Origin of the sequence: Paenibacillus tepidiphilus, assembly GCF_008635795.1 — a bacterium.
In the GTDB taxonomy this organism is placed as follows: Bacteria; Bacillota; Bacilli; order Paenibacillales; family Paenibacillaceae; genus Paenibacillus_AQ; species Paenibacillus_AQ tepidiphilus.
Genome location: NZ_VWRQ01000037.1, coordinates 1 through 20993, shown reverse-complemented (window position 1 = coordinate 20993; position 20993 = coordinate 1). Strand labels below are relative to the sequence as shown.

At 53.5% G+C, this 20993-nt stretch carries 14 protein-coding genes; 5 read left to right on the top strand and 9 right to left on the bottom strand.

Features of this window, described 5'->3' with window-relative positions; translation table 11 throughout:
• The first annotated feature begins 270 nt into the window (after positions 1 to 270).
• The 3 genes from F1379_RS28375 (at position 271) to F1379_RS28365 (ending at position 3246) form a co-directional block, all read left to right on the top strand.
• Positions 271 to 1311, top strand: a complete 1041-nt coding sequence (locus tag F1379_RS28375) for an HD-GYP domain-containing protein (protein ID WP_150275834.1) — start codon at positions 271 to 273, stop codon at positions 1309 to 1311.
• A gap of 61 nt (positions 1312 to 1372) precedes the next feature.
• Positions 1373 to 1552 (top strand): hypothetical protein, encoded by a 180-nt coding sequence (locus F1379_RS28370; protein ID WP_150275833.1) that lies wholly within the window; start codon positions 1373 to 1375, stop codon positions 1550 to 1552.
• Between the two features lie 608 nt (positions 1553 to 2160).
• Complete coding sequence (locus F1379_RS28365; RefSeq protein WP_150275832.1) at positions 2161 to 3246, top strand: stalk domain-containing protein; 1086 nt, start codon at positions 2161 to 2163, stop codon at positions 3244 to 3246.
• A gap of 189 nt (positions 3247 to 3435) precedes the next feature.
• Here F1379_RS28365 and F1379_RS28360 read toward each other — a convergent pair whose 3' ends face one another.
• The 7 genes from F1379_RS28360 to F1379_RS28330 all read right to left on the bottom strand — a co-directional run bounded on the left by F1379_RS28360 (position 3436) and on the right by F1379_RS28330 (position 16671).
• The gene (locus F1379_RS28360) at positions 3436 to 5499 is read right to left on the bottom strand and encodes a beta-galactosidase (protein ID WP_162551307.1); all 2064 of its coding nucleotides are present in this window, start codon (positions 5497 to 5499) and stop codon (positions 3436 to 3438) included.
• A gap of 145 nt (positions 5500 to 5644) precedes the next feature.
• On the bottom strand, positions 5645 to 7240 hold the full coding sequence (locus F1379_RS28355; protein ID WP_150275830.1) for a response regulator: 1596 nt from the start codon (positions 7238 to 7240) through the stop codon (positions 5645 to 5647).
• Between the two features lie 3 nt (positions 7241 to 7243).
• On the bottom strand, positions 7244 to 9028 hold the full coding sequence (locus F1379_RS28350; RefSeq protein WP_150275829.1) for a cache domain-containing sensor histidine kinase: 1785 nt from the start codon (positions 9026 to 9028) through the stop codon (positions 7244 to 7246).
• A 145-nt stretch (positions 9029 to 9173) separates the two neighbouring features.
• A complete protein-coding gene (locus F1379_RS28345; protein ID WP_203457191.1) occupies positions 9174 to 10901 on the bottom strand; it encodes a type 2 periplasmic-binding domain-containing protein in 1728 nt (575 codons plus the stop codon).
• Positions 10902 to 10973: 72 nt separating this feature from the next.
• Positions 10974 to 11867 carry a carbohydrate ABC transporter permease gene (locus tag F1379_RS28340; protein ID WP_150275828.1) on the bottom strand — a complete coding sequence of 298 codons (894 nt, stop codon included), beginning with the start codon at positions 11865 to 11867 and terminating at the stop codon, positions 10974 to 10976.
• A 3-nt stretch (positions 11868 to 11870) separates the two neighbouring features.
• Positions 11871 to 12764: an ABC transporter permease gene (locus F1379_RS28335; RefSeq protein ID WP_150275827.1), complete on the bottom strand. Its 894-nt coding sequence runs from the start codon at positions 12762 to 12764 to the stop codon at positions 11871 to 11873.
• A gap of 754 nt (positions 12765 to 13518) precedes the next feature.
• Positions 13519 to 16671 (bottom strand): carbohydrate-binding protein, encoded by a 3153-nt coding sequence (locus tag F1379_RS28330; protein WP_162551306.1) that lies wholly within the window; start codon positions 16669 to 16671, stop codon positions 13519 to 13521.
• A 368-nt stretch (positions 16672 to 17039) separates the two neighbouring features.
• Between F1379_RS28330 and F1379_RS28325 the strand changes: the two genes are divergently transcribed.
• The gene (locus F1379_RS28325; RefSeq protein WP_150275825.1) at positions 17040 to 17888 is read left to right on the top strand and encodes an AraC family transcriptional regulator; all 849 of its coding nucleotides are present in this window, start codon (positions 17040 to 17042) and stop codon (positions 17886 to 17888) included.
• 12 nt (positions 17889 to 17900) lie between these two features.
• On the opposite strand, the gene F1379_RS28320 is transcribed toward F1379_RS28325, so the two are convergent.
• Together F1379_RS28320 and F1379_RS28315 are read right to left on the bottom strand one after the other, a co-directional pair.
• Positions 17901 to 18434: a chromate transporter gene (locus F1379_RS28320; RefSeq protein ID WP_150275824.1), complete on the bottom strand. Its 534-nt coding sequence runs from the start codon at positions 18432 to 18434 to the stop codon at positions 17901 to 17903.
• Positions 18435 to 18447: 13 nt separating this feature from the next.
• Positions 18448 to 19083 (bottom strand): chromate transporter, encoded by a 636-nt coding sequence (locus tag F1379_RS28315; protein WP_150275823.1) that lies wholly within the window; start codon positions 19081 to 19083, stop codon positions 18448 to 18450.
• Positions 19084 to 19366: 283 nt separating this feature from the next.
• Here F1379_RS28315 and F1379_RS28310 point away from each other — a divergent pair, with 283 nt between their 5' ends.
• Positions 19367 to 20554: an ROK family protein gene (locus tag F1379_RS28310; RefSeq protein ID WP_150275822.1), complete on the top strand. Its 1188-nt coding sequence runs from the start codon at positions 19367 to 19369 to the stop codon at positions 20552 to 20554.
• Positions 20555 to 20993 lie beyond the last annotated feature (439 nt).

Here is a 20993-nt window from a genome sequence, read left to right as displayed (position 1 = left end):
TTGCCGTAGCTGGGCAATTTATGCATTCGATAGGCTTATTGGCTTCCGAACACTAGTGCTGAAAGGCCAACAGACAAATTTGCCGGCTTTCGCAACGATTGCGCATGGAGCCATGGGGTTAATGCTTAAGAATCAACTTTTATGGTCCGGCTAATTCAGGATGTAATTCTTGCCGTTATAGATTTATAACTAACCAGTCAGGGCACCCGCAGGTCCATAATGATTCTCCTGGGAACTTACCAATGATATTTAGGGGAGGTATTGCTTAAGATGCTGGCTGACGATTACCGGTCATTGATCGGAAAACGTTTACTGAATAACATTTATGACACCACCGGTGTTTTATTGATCGCCAAAGAGACCCTCCTGCTGGAGAGCCACATTATGAAGCTGGCTAACTTCAAAATCCGTACAGACGAGGTCCAGGCTGTCGATATCGACAGCTCCGAAGCTCCCGACCTTGCTCCGCAGCCGCTCCATCCCCGTGTAAAGCAGGCCGAGAAATACCTGAACGACATTAACAGCTTCGTGCAGCATAGCGGAATTGTCCCCATCGCAGAAGTCGAAGACAAAGTGCTGCCTTACATAGAAGAAACCGCAAAAAGATACAATTTGTTTCAGGTGTTCTCCGCACTGAAGGATAAAGGCGATTACCGGCATCAGCACTGCATCGGCGTTGCCGTTGTCGCGACATCGCTAGGCCAGCGGCTCGGGTTGAGCAAGCATGAGCAGACCCTGCTGACGACAGCAGCCACGCTCTATGATATCGGCATGGTGAAGCTCCCCTCCTCCATCCTCAGTAAGAGCGGGCGTCTGGATTCCCAGGAATATGCGATCATGAAGCAGCATACCCATTTCGGATATGAGCTCCTGCAGCAATCAGAGGCAGATCCCCGGGTGGCACTGGTAGCCCTCCAGCATCATGAACGGGAGGACGGCAGCGGATATCCGCACGGCTTAAAGGGAGACCAGATCGATAAATTAAGCAAAATCGTCGCATTGGCCGATGTATACGTAGCCCTGATTTCTGAACGTCCTTACCGGTCCGCCGTTCCTTCTTTTGAAGTTATTGAGGAAATCCATAAGCAGATTATCCTGAACCGGTTCGACTCCGTCATCGGGCTGACCCTGCTCGACATGCTGCTCTCCAGACAGATCGGCTGCGAGGTGCTTTTGTCCAATCAGCGAAAAGGAAAGATCCTGCTGACCAACGTCAATTACCCCTCCCGGCCGCTCGTTGTACTGGATGATCAGGAGTTTATTGATCTTCAGAAAATACATAACGTTCATATAGAACAGATCATGGGATGAAGCGGATTTACAGGGCGGCCTTGCCCTGGCTTTGATTCATGAACATGATGGTGGAACTGCCTTGTTGGCGCTTAGTTTCAGGTTCGTCAATGACTTGGTGACGGGGTTCCCGGAGTCGCATGACCGGTTAAGCGAGGCGATGCGGCAGCGGGAACAGCAGGTATTGTCATTCTATGAGGAAGGCATCCGCCGGGAAATCTTCAACCCGGTCAACGGCAGAATACTGATTATGCAGGACTAGCTCTTGAGAGAAATGTTCCCGGTCAAATACTTGATGACGAATCAATTAACAGTGCAGCAATAAAACATACCGACTTCCGGTTGCCCCCGGTCCGACAAATTCCGGGTGACTGCCGATATTTGCTGTAGCATTCCCCGGCAGCCGGCTCTATTTTAGTTATGATGAAAGAAAGCAGACCCTGTTCGCACACCGCAGTTGGAAAATCGCCACTTAATTGTAGCTTTATTGTGTTTATCAGCAGTCTAGTTAGATAACAGTTACTTAATAGGGGCGAAAAAGCATGATCTCACCCATAACGTCCAAATTATGTGGCGATAATCGAATTAGATTTCTAAAATCCATAAAACAGGCAAAATTAGTGTGCAAAAATCCAACTATTGGTAAGTGATCTAAGCAGCAAAGCAGAATAAGCCAGGCAACGATTCCTCTTCATTGGAGGTTCGCTGCCCGGTGTTTTTCGTTTACTGCGGCTTATTTGATACGGTTGGGGCCCTTCACTTCATTCAAGACAGATTTATGATCGATAAACACATCCATGCGGTTAATTCCCCGTAGCCATGAACTGAAGTATACTATTATGGACACCAAGAAGAGAGGGCTGAGATGTAATGAGAAAATTTTTATCGGGGGTATTGTTGGTCACCGCTATGATCTTCAGCTTGCCCGGGCTGGCATCGATGGAGCCGTCCTTGGAAGTAAGCTTTCAGGACGATCAGCTGGAGCAGGCCATCCGGCAAACCCTGCACAAGAGTGATCATGAACCTGTCACCCAGAGTGATATGAAATCATTAACGGTTGTGAAGCTTTCAGACCGGGGAATTAAAAGTCTGCAGGGCTTGGAATATGCTTCGAATATTACGGAGCTTGATGTGTCCGGCAATGAGATTGAAGATATTGGACCGCTTAAACCACTGGCTAACATGAAGTTTCTTGACATTGGAGACAATCAGATATCGGATCTTCGCGGACTTGAAGGGATGACCCGTCTGATATCTCTTGAGGCGAAAGCTAATCAGATCAAAGACCTTGCTCCATTAAAAAAGCTGACGAGCCTAAGCAGCTTGGATCTCCGATACAATCTGGTTTACGATCTTGAGCCTTTGAGATCCCTCAAGTACCTCTCCTACCTGGACCTCAATGATAATCGGGTATGGAATCTGGAGCCCATCAGCAAATTCAAGTTCGAGAGCTATTATGACACAGGAGCACTGATATACACGCTGCAACTGGACTACAACTATTTGGATTTGAGGAGTACCAGCAAGAACTATCAGCTTCTCAGAACGCTTAACGGGGAAGGAAGTCACCTTACTCAACTGAAGGTCCAGCGGTTAGTGGTCGGCAGCACCACTGCCTATGTCTGGGATAGTGCCATCAAACTGAGCGACGCACCGTTTATTTCATCGAGCCGTACCTATGTGCCAGTCCGGTTTGTGTCCAAGTGGCTGGGTTCGGAGGTAAGCTGGAACCAGAGCAGCAAAGAGGTAACGATCCGCAAAGGAAGCACGACGATCCGCTTTAAAGTGAACGAGAAGAACGCCAATGTTAATGGAGAAACGGTTGCCATCGATGCACCGGTGTTATTGAAGAAGAACACTACCTTTGTCCCGGTGCGTTTTGTATCCGATGTTTTGGGATCCTCCGTAGAATACATGACCAATCCTAGAACCGTACTCATATTCGAAAATAAATAGCAGCCCGCTTAAGCTGGCGGGGAATATTAGCTCAACCAAAACAGCGACAGTACAGGACTTTTTTCTCGTCCTATGCTGTCGCTGTTTCCATTTTAAGGAGAGTAGTCTGCTCCTTTTATTGCTCGCACCGTCGTTATCTCATCCGCTGCCCCAGGAAGTGGTGAACGGGATCATCCATTCAACGCTATCTCAAAACTCCCTGTAGAAATCGTCGCGGATTTCCGAGAACACCAGATAGCACTGCTTGCCGTCCAGCAGTCTGGCCGGCACTCTCCAAACCTCTCCGTAATAATAGCTGTCTGCAATCAGTTCTCCGTCAGCGTAAATCTGGGCGGCATCGCCGTAGTAATCAATGTTCACAAAGCCTTGCGAGCCTGTAACCGTGAGCTGTTTCCAGGTCAGCTTGCGCTCGCCGCCGATATGTAGCTCCTCCGCATACTCAGGTTCGAACGGCGGCTGCTCTAACTCTTGGAACGTGACGGCCGGCTCGTTGAACGGCTGCTGAACGGATTGCGCTTCAAACTTCCCGCCAGCCCAAATCCAATAGGCGAAGTCTCCCTCCTCCACGGCACAAATCCGGTCCTCCCGCTTGTACAGATCGCAAGCATCGCCTACATAGAATTCTCCATCCAGCCGGCGCACACGCTTCGCCTGTTCCCAAGTCAGCGTGACAATGGTGACACCGTCTGCCTGGAAGGCCGATTCCAGTCCCGCTTCCGGCTTAATCACGGTGCCATCCTCCCACTGATATTCTGCAGCTATACCGGGGATCTGTGCGAAGAAATACGTATCTCCCTGTCTGCACAGCGGCTGGGCCGTTGCGTATTTCAGCACTTTCCCAGGCAGCTTCATCCGGAACGGCATAAAGAAGCTGACATCCCCGCATACATCAATTGGCGGGAAGGTAACGGTTCCCGTATCAATAACAGCCCCCCGGATATCCTCCAGTCTGGTGAGTCTCTGATAATGGTTGACAAAGACATATCCGCTGTTACCGTCTGTGCGCATCACAACCCGGAGAGAATTCGTATCCTCGCGTTTCACGGCATGCTCGGCCTCTACCCGGGCCATTGGAGCCAGGCTCTGCCCGAAATCCTCTACAAACAGATGCAGCGTATTCAGCAGCCTGTACTGCTCCCGCACCTCGCCGTACTCCGACAAGGCGGTCTGAAAATCATAAGACAGAATCGGATAATCGTTCGGATAACCCGTGGCCTTCGACTCCTGGAACGTGGACAGCTTGCCGATCTGATTCGTGCCGCCATGGTACATATAGTAGCCGATCAGGTTATTGCCGTCGCCGAGCTTCACCAGGGAGATGGCGTAAATATCCATACCGCTGATGATAGGCCTGCGGTGATGGGTTACCTGCAGTCCGCCGCCCAGCTCGCAGGTGGCGAACGGATAGCGCTCGTACGGCAGCTTCCAGTCCCCGTCTTCATCGGTACTCTGCGGAAGAAGGTCTGCCCCTATTCCCGTATCGTTGCGCATGCCGGTAAAGAAATAATGGGGAGACGGCGGAAGCGGATTCCGGTGATCCTCCCAGGGCGCTTCACAGTATCCGCCAAATACGGGAACCACTTCATCGACAGGGATCTTGGCGCCGGTGACGGCATTCCACCCCGTTACGGTGTAGATGGGGGCAATCATTCCGCAGGCGATAGCCAGCTCCTTCAGGGCGGCCAGATGCTCGGCATCATTCGTCAGCTCATTCTCCAGCTGGACGGCAACGATATTGCCTCCGTCCTTATAGAAGAGTCCCTGTACCTGCACGGAGATCTGCTCGTACAGAATGCGGACTTTTTCCAGGTAATCCGGATTATTCTCGCGCAGCTTGTACGGCTTACCCAGCAGCCAGTCCGGGTACCCCCCGTTCCGGCATTCACCATGCGCCCACGGGCCAATCCGCAGCACGACCTCCAGCCCGGCCCTTGCACATTCGAGAATGAAAGCGCGCAGATCATTGTCGCCGGTAAAATCGAATACCCCTTCGATTTCCTCGTGGTAAATCCAGAATACATACGTAGATACAAGCGTGATACCGCCTGCTTTCATTTTACAAAGCTCTTCATACCAATACGCTCTGTCATAGCGCGAATAATGGAATTCACCCGTCACCGGAATCCAGGGCTCGCCGCCCCGTGTCATATATAAACTCGTTACATCGATTCTTTCACCCGCCGGATTCTCTCCTCCGAGATTCAAATGATGGGTCAGCATATCGGGCTGCTTATAGTCCTTAAACTTGTACATATGCAGTCTTCCTCTCCGGTTTCGATAATTCATTCCCCAGTGTACCATTCCTTCCTCCACTGCGGGTATCCCCAATGTAACGCAAGCCGGAGGACATGCCAATTGATGATATTCGGCTAAGCATGGATTATGTTCTTGCTTTCCGTCAGCGGTAATAACGGTCGCGGTACTCCTGCGGAGTGCAGCCTTCATTCTTCTTGAACTGATACGTGAAATAAGCGGGAGTCTGGAAGCCGACGCGCTCTGACACTTCGTACACCTTGATCATCGGGTCCTGGAGCAGCTCCTTCGCCCTCTTCATCCGCAGGCCTTTGACGAAATCGGAGATGGTCTGCCCGGTTTCCTTCTTAAACAGTACACTTAAATGTCCGGGGCTGAGATGGAACCGGTCGGCCAGCTGCTTCACCGTCTGGCTATCCGGCATTTGCTCTTCGATATGAGAGGCGATGCGGTTGATCAGATGATGCTGCTGAAGGGTGCGTTCCTTGCGTGCCAGCATATAGGCCGATTGGATGTATTCCAGCTCAATATGCTTCAGGTCGGATACGGTTTGGCTTTCCATTAAGCGGTGCAGCGCGCGGTTACTGAGAAAGGACACCGCCTCCACATCATTCCACAGCTTGCGGGTCAGCTCGCTGTGCAGACTGATGCTGAAGGACTGAATGTATTGGAACGAATGGGCTTTAGCTTCCATTTGTTCAAACGCTTGGCCTACCTCCACGCTCAGCCGCTCCGGTTCATCGGCATCCGCAAGCGCCAGCAGATCAGGCAGCAGGTTCTCCCGCTCCCTTAGCTCCTCGTACGCCTTGCGCTCCATCCGTCCGACATGCACCAGCTGTCCCTGTCCGCCCTGGCGGGCATTCGTAAGGGTGAACTTCAGCTCGCGGTACAGCCTGCCGACTTCACTCCAGGCCAGCCCCTCCCGGCTGATGCCTACTGTAACTGTTACCTGATACGTATGGCTCATATACTCCTGGACGAACCTCATTTGTTTGTCGAGCTGCATGCGCTCATCCGGGGTCGGATTCGCGAGCACTGCCGCCACGCCGCCCGGCTTCAGTGCAGCAGCCAGGACAAAGCCGAATTGCTGCAGCGATACCGAGCAGGCTTGCAGCAGCGCCGCATTCAGCATCAGCCTGCTTGTAACATCGCCAGTCGGCAAGGTATCACCGTCAAATAATGCCGCAACCAGGAGCACGCCATGCGTTAAGGAGGGAAGCTCCAGCAAATGGCGCCAGGAAGCCAGCGTATCCTCCCCTGTCAGTTCATCCTCCAGCAGCTCATAGAGAAAGGATTCCTTCAGCAGTTCCCGGCTATCCGACACTATCGTATGCAGCTGCTGTGTTTGTTCATGAATCTGCCTGATGTTGTCCAGCGTCTGCCGAAAGGCGGCCAGCTTCCGTTCAATCTCGCTCAGCTTCAGCGGCTTGAGCACATATCCGTGCGCTCCGACTTCTATGGCATCCTGGGCGAATTCGAACTCATTGTAGCCGCTGATGATCAGGATCCGCAGCTCCGGCTGCAGCGCCTTGGCACCGGCGGCAAGCTCAATGCCGCCCATTCCCGGCATCGTAATATCAGTAATCAGCACATCAATCTGGTGGTCCTGAAACAGGGGCAGCGCCGCTTCGCCGGATTCCGCGGTAAGCGGAACGGCATAGCCAAGCCTGGTCCAGGGGATATGCCGGATCAATCCCTGTATATGCGACGGTTCATCGTCCACGATCAGCGCTTGGAGCATTCTTCATCCCTCCCTGTAGAGCTCCGGCTTATCCGTGCAGGCGGGCAGCTCGATGGTAACGCATGCTCCCTGTCCGGGCTCACTGTCGATCCGCAGCCTGCCGGCATCGCCGAAGTATAATGTCAGTCGCTCCTGGATATTCATCAGTCCGTAGCCGTTGCCTTTCCCGGCCTTCTCGCCTTTACGGATCAGCGCCAGCGTATCCGCATCAATGCCCGTACCGTTGTCCTTCACCGCAAACCGGATCATCCCGCCGGCCCGCCGGACAGAGATGGAAATACACGCCTCGGGGACTGTATAAATGCGCCCGTGAATATATACATTCTCCACAATCGGCTGCAAAATCATCTTGATCGCGTACAGCTCCATTACCGGCTCCTCCAGCTCCCACACCACCCGGACGCGCTCCGGATAACGCATCTGCTGGATGTCCAGATACGCCCGCACATGCTCGATTTCACTGCGGATCAGCGTCACATTCGATTTGTTGTCCAGCGCCAGCCGGTAGAAGGTCGTCAGCGCTTCAATCGCCTCCACCTGCACGGCATCGCCCTGGTCCAGCGCCCGCCATTGCAGCAGACTAAGCGAATTATAAATAAAATGCGGGTTGATCTGCGCCTGCAGCGCCTGGAACGACGATTCCTTCTCCTTTAATTTGGCGCTGCTGAGCATATCGACCAGGCTGCCGAGCCGCCCGGCCATCTCGCTGAACATCTCCTCCAGATCGCCGACCTCATCGCGGCTGCGGCTCTTCACCATGACGTTGAAGTCGCCTTCGGCGACATCGCTCATCCGGTTGCCCAGCTTGCGGATACGCAGCACGACATTCTTAAGCACAATCATGACCAGAAACATCGAGAGAAACAGGAAGAACACGGTGATCGCGACAATGCTGTACACGGTGGTCGCGGACTGCTGCTCCATCTTGCGCATCTGTACCAGTGCAGCGATTTTCCAGCCGCCGCTGAGCTGCCGGACGGCAAAATATTCGCCGTCGCCCGTGACGCTATCCCCGTTAGCATTCCCGATATTCAGCCTGGACAGGATCGTTGCGGCGACAGGCTGCCCAATCACGGAGCGGTCGGAGGCGGCGACCACATGGTCATGCTCGTCAAGGAGAAACAGGCTCCCCTCTCCGCTGAACGGATGGTCCATCAGCTCGCCGAACACGCTGCCGTAATCCAGCAGCATGTACACTGCGCCGAATACGTCTCCGCCAGTATTCATGATTTTGCGCGACACGATCAGCTTGGCCTGCTCGCCGGTGACATCGGTCCATTGCAGTGCGAACGGCGAGGCCAGTACGTTAGTGTACCAGGTCTCTTCGTCACCTCCGGGCAGCGTCCGGTTTCCCGGCTTCCACAGCAGGCCGCCATCCTCAACCAGTGTGGGGTTGTGATGATAAATGCGGAAATTCTCGATCCCGGTCAAATACCGGCTCATGACCTGGAACGACCGGTCCACGTAGTTCACCGAAGCAAGCTGTTCTTCCCAGCTCTCATAGGTACGGGACAACCGCGAGATCAGCTCTCCATCCGTCCCTGTCCGGTTGACAAGCAGATCGTAGCTCTGCTTCCGGAAATCAATACTCTGTGCCGTTTGCCGGACGGCTTCATTGATGGTCAGCATATAGTTCGAGCGGACATTCTGCATCGCCAGATACCCTGCACCGATGCCCAGAATCACCGTAGGGATAAAGACGACCAGTCCGTAAAAGGCAACAATTTTCCGGCGGAGGTTCATCGTCCGGGTCATGCGAAGGATCTGTCTTTCCAGCCAGCGCCGCATGTGCAGCCTCCCAACTTCTTCCTGATAATCACATGGTAGGAAACCGGAAAGGGAGCCGCCCCGCTGTCACGGGACTGCTCCGCTTAATGTGTTGAGAACAGTGTACAGGGTACCGGCCGGACCGGACAAGCTCCGTTAGTCCCGCTTATGGAGTCATCGCCCCGTACAGCTCGTTCCACTCCTGCTTCAGCTCACTCCAGTGCCCGCGTTTTTCGAGTGCGGCGGTGAAGTCCGTCCAGACCTTTTCGAATTTCTCCTCACTGCCGGCCATCAGCAGCTTGGCGCGGTATTCTTTATAGACTGCATCCAGCTCGGGTGCATACTTCTCCCAGACGCCGCCGGACTTGGCCTTGACCATATCGTAATCCTCCGCCACCCGGACCCCGCCCATCTTGCCGATCGCCTGCGAGAATTCACCGGTCTTGCCTCCGCCGGCATGGATATTCTCCGACGTCCACCACGCATACCATTTATTGCTGTAATTCGAAGTCATGTACAGCTCAGGCGTCACCTGTGCCTTCTTGGCGGCATCGCCGGAGTTGCGCAGCTCCTTGTACTCGGGATCAATGAAGGTCCACTTGCCGTAAGGCTGATCAACCCAGTCCCAATACTTCCCGGCCGGGCCTTCATTGACGACCATATTCTGCTCCGGATTCGGGGACAGCGTGTAATCATAGAATTTCAGGATGGCGTCCAGATTTTTCGTGTTTTTGCTGATGTAAGTGTCATGCGCCGGATACGGATTAATTAATCCTGTCGTGCCGGGCCGGGTGACGCCATCGACCTTCGGGAACGGAATCGGCTTATAGAACCAGCCTGCGGCAGTCGGTCCGTCCAGCACCTCCCATAAGGTCTGGTTGAAGTTCCAGAAGCTGCCGACGTTCATGGCATAGCGGCCGCTTTTATTCTTCTCGACATACCGCTCGCCCTTATCGGTGAGCGCTTCGGGGTCGATCAGCTTCTTAAGATAAAGGCTGTTCATCCACTTATAGGCCGCCTTGAAGCCCGGATCGTCATACATGAAGACATAGCTGTTGCCGTCTTTCTTGACCGGGGTTACGCCGCCGGCGGAAGCAACAGTGACACCGAAGGTTGCCAGTACGGTATTCTCATCGTTCTTGTCGGTCAGAATGCCGAGCGGCAGCAGCGGCTTACCAGCATCATCCTTGAGCCCGGAAGCCTTCTCCAGGTAGGCTTCAACGCCCGCCAGTGTGGTGAGGTCAGCTTCCGTCATTCCCACCTTCTCCAGAACATCAGTACGGATGAACCAGGCATTGGAGGACCAGCCCGGCCACGGATCATTGGGGTCCAGGTCGAAGTAGGAAGGAATAGACCAGATATGGCCGTCCTCATCCTTCATCTGATCGAGGTACACCTGCGGAATCGCCGCCAGGCTAGGATATTGCTCCGGCATGTCGAAATACTGCTCCAGCGGCATAATCAGATTGGAGCGCTTCATCGCGTCGTCGACGACCTGGCTGCGCTGGAAGATTGCCGCATCCTCAAAGCCACCGGTGTTCAGCTTGAGATTGAGCGCCGTTGCCGCATCCCCCTGTGTCGCTTCGATCTTCACATCGACACCCGGTTCTTCGGTCCGCCAGTATTCCTGTACCAGGCTGTCATTGTTGACCGTCGCTGTCCAGCCGAGCCACAGCTTGAAGCTGCCCGACCCTTTCGTCTCGGCAGGTGTATTGGTGCCGGCCGTTTGGGCTGCGGTGTTGCCTGATCCGGCATTGTCCGGAGCCGCATTGCCGCCGTTACCGTTACCATTGCTGCCGCTATTGCCGTTGCCGCCGCAGCCTGCCATGAGGCCCAGCACCGCCGCCAGTGTCAGTGCAACCGCGCTTCTCATTCCTTTTTGTCTGATATTCATGGATGTCATCCCCTTCTTATGAAATCAATTGGTATATGAACAATTGCTAATACCCTCAAAAGGTACCCGGGTTCAGCCTTTAACCGAACCGATCAGGACGCCTTTGACAAAATACTTCTGCAGGAACGGATACACCGCCAGGATCGGCAGCGCGCTGATCATTACCGTAGCCATCTTCACGGACATCAGTGTAATATTGCTCATCGAGCTGCGTGCAAGCGCTTCCTGATTCTGGTTCGAGCTAAGCACCGCCGAGAGATCCTGCGCGGTCAGCAGCTGCTGCAGAAAGGTCTGGACCGGAATAAGGTTCTGGTCGCTCACATAGAACGCGCCGGAGAACCAGTCATTCCAGTGCCCCACCGCCGTGAACAGGCCCAGCGCAGCCAGCATCGGCTTGGAGAGCGGCACGATAATCTGGAGCAGGATCCGGAACGGGCCGGCCCCGTCCAGCTCCGCGGATTCATTGAGCGCCTCCGGAATACCCTGAATGAACTTCTGCATCACGAACATGTTCCATACGGAGAACAGGCCGGGGATCACATAGACCCAGAAGGTATTCGTCAGCCCAAGCTTGAACAGCTGGATGTAAAAGGGGATGAGCCCCCCGTTAAACAGCATCGTGATCAGGATATAGGTCAGAATGCCGCTGCGGAGCGGCAGCTGCTTGTAGGACAAGCCGTAAGCCGCCATCAGCGTAACCGCAAGCCCGCCGAACGTGCCGATTAGCGTCCGCCCAATCGTAATCAGATAAGCGTGGCGGATAACCTCATTGCCGAGCACAATTTCATAGTTGAGCCAGGTGAACTGGCGCGGCCAGAGGTACACCCCGCCTTTTGCCGCATCCGCCCCGGTATTCAGCGAGATCGCCAGCATATAGAGAAAAGGATAGAGCACGCTCACACACAGCAGGGTCAGCAGGAGCACGATAATGCCCTGTCCTACCCTTTCCAGCGTAGCCGATTTCATGGCTTACCACAGCCCCTCTCCGTTGATTTTCTTGGACATCGTATTCGTCGACAGGACCAGGATCAGGCTGATCACCGAAGATACAAGACCCACTGCCGTCGCCATGCCAAAATACCCCTGCTGCAGCCCGTTGCGCAGCACATACGTATCGAGAACATCGGCAACCTCCTGATTCGCCGGATTCATCATCGGGTAGATTTGATCCATCCCGACCTGGATCAGGCTCGGAATGCTCAGAATCAGGACGATGGAGATCGTCGGCAGAATACCCGGCAGCGTAATATGGCGGATCTGCGCCAGCTTTCCGGCGCCTTCGACCTTGGCCGCCTCATACAGCTGCGGGTCAATGGTTGTGATCGCCGCCAGGTACAGAATCGTGTTCCAACCGGCCTCCTTCCACAGACCGCTGGAGACAATCATGGGACGGAACCATTCGTTCGTGCCCAGGAAGAAAACCGGTTCTCCACCCACCTTCACGATCAGGTCATTCACCAGCCCCCCGTCCAGTGTCAGGAAGGATTGCAGAATATAGGCCACTACGATCCAGGAGAAAAAATGCGGCAGGTAGCTGACCGACTGCACAAACCGTTTGAAGCCCGCATGCTTCAGCTCATTGATCATCAGCGCCAGCATAATCGGCAGCGGAAAGCCGAACAGGAATTTCAGCACGGAGATGTACAGCGTGTTCTTCACGACCTTCCAGAACTGCTCGTCATGGATAAACGCGAAATTATCCCAGCCGATCCAGTGGCTGCTCCAGATTGAGGAGCCGATCGCAAAGTCCTTGAAGGCAATTTGTATTCCCGCCATCGGGATATAGTTGAACAGAAACAGCAGCACGACCGCCGGTAAAATCATGACATACTGCCAGCGGTACTTCAGCACCCTTGCGAGCATACGATCCCTCCTTAGCTATGCTCTCATTCTAATGGCGGGCGGATGGAGGGGGTATGCTACAATGGTTAGATTTTGATCGATTTGTTTCGATATTTTTTGTAACCGCTTTCAATATATCCTGTATAGATGCGCCAAAAGAAGCACCTGAGGGCTGCCAGGTGCTTCTTTGCTCAGTACTTTTATAATGGGTGGATGAAACGAATATCGGAAATTCAGTGCGGCTAACATGGATTATGAGAGCTTTGAGATAATGTCCTACTTTGTTAGTCGCAAAAAGTAATACATTTTTAATCTTTAAGCTCATCCCACTTCACGGGTAGGTTATGAGTATGACTTGAGCTCGTGGTCGGTTTTTCGTACGCACTTGGGCAAATTCCCCCTCGCGCAGTCCAGTGTAGTCGATTTTTCGCCTACACCTGGCCCGTTTACCCTCACGCCAGTCCATTGTAGTCGCTTTTTCGCCTACATTTGGCACGTTTACCCTCACAACAGCCCATTGTGGTCGCTTTTTCGCCTACATTTAGCCTTTTTCCCCTCACACCAGTCCATTGTGGTCGCTTTTTCGCCTACATTCTCCACAGGCCTATTCCCCCTCACTCCAGCACATTGCGATTGTAGTCGCTTTTTCGCCTACATTTGGCCCGTTTACCCTCGCGGTAGTCCATTGTAGTCGCTTTTTAGCCTACATTAGGCCTTTTTCCCCTCACACCAGTCCATTATGGAGACCTTCTTAAGATCTGGCTTATACCAGATATTAGTTATGTGTGATAAGCCGGGAATCCCGGACCAGAACTTCATAAACCGTCCATGCTCTTGTACATTCCGCTTCAGTGAGCACGACCTTGACTGCCCGCGCCCGCTGCGGCTGAAAGTTAATTACCGTATCCGGACTTGCCACATTACCGCAACCTTCAGCAATGCTTGCCCCAAAGTTAACACCGTCATCCGATACGAACACAGCATAATGCGCCGGGACTTCTTGCTCCTTGTGATAGAGAGTTATACTGTCGAATGACTGAACGGCATGCATATCAATCAGGAGATAATCCCCGTTCATCTGCTGCGCCACTCCCCAACTGGTGGTTCTGTCCGGCATCAGCACATGATGGGCATTCAGATTGCCCTTGGAGGCTCTGACCTTCCACCCGGTCCGGTCGAGTCTTCCGTCATCCTGCAGAAACTTGAATTTGTCGATGTTCAGCAGATTGTCCTCTGTGTGACCGTAAAATTTCAGGATGACATGGTGGGTCCCCGTCGTCCTTCTGATCGGGCAGCTCGTCAGTACCCAGGCCTGCCCGCCTCCCGTATACGGTACCGGACAGACCCCGATGATATCCCCGCCGACACTGTCCAGCACAATCTCGATTCTGGAGTCTTCCTGCGCGCTGGACACCTTGGCCAGGAATAGCCGGGAGCCTACCTCCCCGAACTCGACATTGTCAAATTTAATATAATCGAAATTATGGCAGTCCGTTACGAACCAGGTACGGCCTACCGGGGTCACCATCGTAACGCCGGCCGCCTCCGAAGCGCCTTCCGCTTCCATATAATCATAGGCGTTCAGCTGAACCCGGGTACCGGCGCTGTCTGCTCCGGCCGCGGGCTTGGCCGGGAGCGCCGGCTTCATGTATCCGGCATCTCCTTCAGCGACGACGGTAATCCCCCCGCCGCCGATAGTGCCGCTCCACTCGACCCGCAGCTTGCTGCCGTAGCCTTCGCCGGTCCGCCTGCATTTGACCGGCTCGCCGTTAACCGTTACGGCGACCTGCGCTCCGTAATGGTCCGTTAAATAAATGGCACTGACCGTCATCTCATGCTCACAGGTTACAGTAATCCGCCTGTTCTGCCACGCTGATCCGTATTCCGTGCAGCTGATGGTCCCGTACCCTTCGGGCGTGGCGAACATCGCCCGGTTCATACGGTGCTCCATCTCTTCCAGCAGGATGGGCTCGATCCAGATCTCGCCGGTAGCCCGGTTACGGTGCCAGCCCACGAGGTTATAGTAGTTCCTCCATAGACCGGGCATGCTGATGTACTGCTTGTCGCCGGAGATTTGTGTGGCGGGATAGACAGGCTGATCCACGGCCGGCAATATATCCAACGGATGGTTAAAAACATGGTTTCGGTCAAGGTACTGCCGGTTGTACGCATCCTTCTGCAGCGCCTCCCACTGCGCTTCTCTTCCCGTATTCAACAGCAGCCCGCCGTAATGCGTCAGCAGATAGGGCGTCCACTCTTTGTAGGTGCCTCCCAGATGCCCCAGCCCCCAGTAATAAGGGTGGTAATACCGGTCCAGGCTATCCAGGACAACGTCGGTCTCCTCGGCCGTCCAGATTTGCCCCAGCTTCAGAAACAGCGATATCCATTGACCGGCAAAATAAGCCTCGCAGCCTCTTCCCGCCGGGAACTCTCCCTGCAGATAACGCGCCCTGAAGGAGGCAACCACCGAATCGTACGCGGCTTGGAAGACCGCGGCTGTCTCCGCTTCTTCCCTGTCCGGTGCGAGCAGGATCATGATTTTATAGGCCACAGCGGACAGACTGGCATTGTAAGGATTAGGATCACCGCCCGCATCATAGGAATTTTCGGAGTCCTCGAACGTAAAGGGATGTTCGGCGCTTCCATAGCGTTCCGCCTGCTCCAGTATCCTGTGCCCCGCTTTCCGGAGATACGGCCAGAAGTACGCCATCTCCCTGATGTCACCAGTCGCCACAAACGTCTCATACACGGAAATGATAAACCCGGCGTTCAGGTCCACCCATTTATCGATGTTCCGGTAGTCCGCATGCTCCCTGTCATCCCAGCCGACCAAAGCCGATTTATCCTTGTCACCGCTGTTAAAATCGTGGTGGATTTGCCCGTTGCTCTTCTGCGTTCTGGCCCAATACCGGAGCTCCCTCCAGGCAAAATCGGGGATCAGCTGGTTGATGATCTGCCGCGCATGCCACATCTGGTCCATCGTACCGAAGCAGGTCCATTCTCCCTCGGCAAAAGCCACCCGGCCGTCCCGTTTATACATGGAATTGTTCGAAAGATTGGCCAGTGTGTTCAAGGTCTGGTTGATCAGCCAGGCGGGCAGATTGGAGCCTCTCATCCCAGCCACGAGCTTGCGAGCGTTCTCCTTCAAGCTGTCAAAATGGGTCATGCCCAGTCTGGCAATACTGGCGGAATCGGGATAACATCCCAGACAGTAGGCCCGCTCGGGGTCCGTGTTATCATACCAGGCCAAGACGAACCGGATGGTTTGGGTGGCGTGGCCCTGGAGCGTGATTTTTACGGCTGCTTTATTGACGGTTCCTGCAGCGGGTTCCTCGCATAGCCCGGATCGGAAGAAATCATCCCCGCCGCCGGACGTGATCACCGCTTCCGGATCACCGCTCCGGGCGATAACAGACCATCTGTCTGAGGTCAACCCACTTCCCGGGATACAGGCTGCCGAACCCGAGGCGATATCCAGTTGAAAAGCGCACGCGGCGGTAACTGCGGTTTCCGCCAGGTTTTGCAGGGTCAGCTCATAGAACGCGTAGGGCATGCTCATTAAGCTGAGTTCATCGCTGCCGAACGGCACGAACGGCGCAAAGGCCGTTAACCGTACCTCAATATCGTTGACGTTATCAAAGTGTACCGAATGCACGGGCCAGATCGCGTCATCCTCATACCTGCCGTCAGCGAAACGCGCCTTCAGTGTCTCCACCGCTTGTATGCGGCCCTGCCTCTCCGTGAACAGCTGGAGCTTCGTCGCCCCCATCGCGGTATAGTCATTCTGGTCGGCTGGCGGCTGTGTCACGCAGCTGAACGTCCCCTGGTGGGCACAGAATTTAACCGCTCCCGCGCCGAAGCCGCCTAGCGGAGCGCCCGTGGTTCCGTCAACCGGCGACGTATAGTATTCTAGCCTGCGTTGATCCATACTTTCATTTGAGCTTGTATCATCGCATTGTTTCGTATCCTTGTGTTGTATCGTATCCTCACATTGATTCGTATCCTCGCATTGATTCCTATCTTCGTCTCGATCCCTGTCTTCGTGTAGATTTATACCTTTGAATGGGTCCCTATCCATACCTTCCACATCCTGTCCGGATTGATATGGGTCCCATTATAGACCGGCGTGAAGCAGCGGGATAGTAATCCGTTGCCGGCATACGGACAATAATTGCTTATTTTGAATATTACTCTGCAATTTTTCCGCCAACACCAGCGTCATCCAGACAATAAATGCTATAATTATCCGGAGTGTATAACCGTCTTACCGGCATATCACCGAGAAGGAGATTTAGTATGAAGGCCTACTATGAGCACCGGAAATACCCCGAGGACCTGCCTGTGAGAATGTATAAGCACGAGGAGAATTCTTTCTTCTTCCATGCGCATTGGCATTCCGATATTGAGCTGGTCTGGGTGCAGGAGGGGGTGATCCGGATGGGCATCAACCGCGAAATCGTAACCCTGGAGGCAGGAGGCCTTGCGGTCTGCTGCAGCGGAGATATCCACTTCTATGACAGCACCGGCATGCAATCGACGGTGTTTATCCTGGTGTTCCGGCCCAGCGTGATCGGCCATCACGGGAACTGGCCCGATAACATCCGTTTCCGTTCTTCCTTTATTACGCCGGACTTTCTCACTCAGCAGGGCTGTGACTTGGCCATCTTGACCAGAATGCAGGGAATTATGGAGGAGATTTACGGGGAGATGACACGCTGCGAGCCTTACTACCAGATGTTCGTCAGGAGCAAGGTTATGGAGCTTTGCGGCATTTGTCAGCGCAGCCTGCCTGGTATTCCCATCGACCCCGTACGGGAAAATAAAAGGATCTCCCGCCTCAAGATGATGCAGGACATCCTTCATTTTCTGGAGATTTCCTATTCCCAGCCGTTGACGCTGGAAGAAACTGCGCGCCGCTTCAATCTGAGCACCTTTCATTTTTGCCGGCTGTTTCAGAGCCTTACCGGTACGCATTTCAACCAGTATCTGAATACGATCCGGGTCCGTGCCGCAGAAGAACAGCTCCGCTCCACCGATAATACAGTCACCCATATCGCGCTGGAATGCGGGTATGCCAATGTGCGCACCTTCAACCGGGCCTTCAAAGCCATCAAGGGTGTCACACCTTCAAGTCTGCGGAAATGAGATAAGAGGCCTCTAGAACAACACGATGCCGCCCACCGCCGACAAAAGGATTACCGCAAACGGATGCAGCTTGTATTTCATAACCGCAACGAGACTGGCAGCGCAAATCAACACCATTCCCAGAGTGGACCAACTAAGGAGCGTCCCCTTCTCCCCGCCGACACCGAAGTGAATCGCCGCATAGACGATCAGCCCCGTAATCACGGGGCGCAGTCCATAGAAGGCGGAGCGGACCCAGCGGTTGCCGTGCATGCGGAGAAAGAAGGCGGTAAACACAATAACGATCAGCAGCGAGGGCAGAATTATGCCTATTGTAGATATAATCCCGCCCAGGATACCCATTTGCGAGTAACCGATCAGCGTCGCCGTATTCGTGGCAATCGAGCCCGGGGCCATCCCGGCCAAGGCGACCAGCTCCTGAAACCGGCCGGGTGTAAACCAGTCCTTCGCGGTAATTTCACGCTGGATCAGCGTAATTACGGCGTAGCCCCCGCCGAAGGAGATGCTTCCGACCTTCAAGAACAGCAGAAATAATTCCCATAACATGTGACCAACACCTTCAGATGTAATATTCGAGATAATCGGATTCCGTATTCTGGGGATCGGCTTCCTTCTCTGTCCTGACCGCACGACCGAGGGCCTGTTTCACGGCAATAATGACAATACCGGCAATGGGGCCGCCAAGAATCAGGTATAACGGGTGGAGCGGGGTTAAGAGCAGCAGCAGAACGCAGCTCCCGGCAAGGAGCAGGGTGGATTTGTCCAGCAGGGAAGCCCTGCCTATTTTGAACGCGGCTACAATGATTAAGGCAACCACAGCGGCGTGAACGCCTTTTAGGGCTGCAGCCACCTTGGGCACGTCCTGATACATCAGGCCCAGAATGCTCAGAATAATTACAATGGAAAAGGTAGGCAGCGTTATAGCCAACACGGCTGTAACAGCCCCGGCAATCCCGGCCATTTTATAGCCCACATAAGCGGCTGAGTTTACAGCTACCCCCCCGGGTGCAGAACCGGCCACCGAGATCATATCTCCTGTCTCTTCCGGCTTCAGCCATGCCTTCTTATCGACAATTTCCCGTTCAATCGCGGCAATCATCGCATATCCGCCCCCGAAGGTTGAGGGTCCCAGCTTGAAAAACACCATAAACAGCTGTGCAATCATCTTCATGTAATCCTGTTGTCTTGCTTTCATGCTTAACCTCCGTACCCTGTCACGGCTTCTATCTAAACATATCTTATCTTAGTATAGCATGTTAATTTCATTTTGGAATAAAGTATATGTTAATATGAGAATAATGTGCTGTTTTTATTGATTTCCGGGCTGTAAACGCGCTAATATGCATCTATGCATCAAATCTTATTTTCGTTATGAAATAAACAACATTATTCCGATAACCTTAACTGGATAAACCATCTCCCATCAGCTATACTCAAGGTATCCCGACTTATCTACTTGGAAATGGAGTAGAATTTCAATGCCCAATCCTTCTAATCATTCACTTAAAAAGCATGTATACGAACGGATCGCCCACTCCGGAACGGCTTCCAAAGCCGATTTGCTGGAGTATTTCCCGATCACAAGCAGCAGCATGACCCGTGTTCTTGAAGAGCTGCTGGAGCAGCAGCTGATCCTTGTGTCGGGTCTGGGTACATCAACCGGAGGGCGCAAGCCCATTCTTTTTCAAACCAACCCGCACTACCGCTATGTTCTGGGACTGGAAATCTCCCGTCTCCGTTCATCGCTGGGTCTGTTCGATTTGCATCTTAACCCGCTCTCTGCCGTCCGCTGGGAGATGGATCAGAGCCTTACGCCTGAGCGCCTTGTAGAGCTCGTAGGAAATGCGGTTCAAGAGATGCTGCACAATCAGCAAATCACAGCGGGCCAGATTCTGGGGTTAGGCGTTGGCGCAGTAGGACCCTTGGATGCACAAGCAGGGATTATTCTGCAGCACGAATTATTTCCGTCCGATGCCTGGAGCAATGTGCCTATTTGCAGAATGCTGGAACAGCGGCTGCAGCTTCCGGTAAAGCTCGACAGCGGCGCCAACACAGCCTTACTGGCGGAGCATTGGGCGCTTCGGGATGACGCCTGCAAGAATGTGCTGTATGTGCACGCAGGAGTGAATATACGTTCATCCATTATGTCCGGAGGGCAGCTCGTGCGCGGAACTGCGAATACGGAAGGTGCCATTGGCCAAATCATTATTCAGAGCGGCGGACGAAGACTGGGCTTTAAGGGCAATTACGGCGCTTTGGAAGCGTATGTATCACTGCCTTCCCTTGAGGAACGTGTGCAATCCCAGCTCCGGATGGGGCGGGAAAGCTCGCTGTCGGCGCTTCCGCCTGAGCATGTTCACTTCCCTGCTCTTGTTGAAGCTCTGGCGCAGCAGGACGCGCTGGTGAGAGAGATCTTCCTGGAGACCGCTTCTTATCTTGGAATCGGACTGGCCAATATCATCAACACTGTTCACCCGGAATATATCATTGTAGACGGAGCACTTGTGAATGCCGACCCTATTGTCTATCAGACAGCGGTCCAGATCGCCCGGAAGAATATTTATCAATATCCTGACTACAACCCTGTCTTCTCCCCGGGTATTCTTGGAGAAGAAAGCCCGATGACGGGAGCGGCGCTGCAAATTCTGCGGAGTTGGGAGATATAAGAATCGGTTAGGAATGGCGGATTTAGGGTTCGAGGACTAATAAACTGTGGACTAAGGAAATGCAGGCTCTGCTTTAACCCTCAGCGGTTGGTGCAGAGTTTTTGTTTTACCGGTAAATACGGGTTCCGGTTCTCTGGCCGCTACAATTGCCGCTATGCACCAGCTAATTAGATTTCCGCCACTTATTTTGCGCGAAACGCGCCATTTCCCAACTCTAGTTGGATTTCCGCCATCTATTTCAGGGAAAAATTCGCTCTAGCCATCATTTTCGTAATGATTAAGTGGCGATAATCGAACTAGACTACCGCTAACGAGCACAAACGGACAATTTAAGTGGTGAAAATCCACTAGCGTTGCATAAAAGCTAACATTAGCCGAATGGTATAAACTAACTGTCCATAAATGAAAAAAAACCCTATTGTAAGAAGGTAGGCACGTT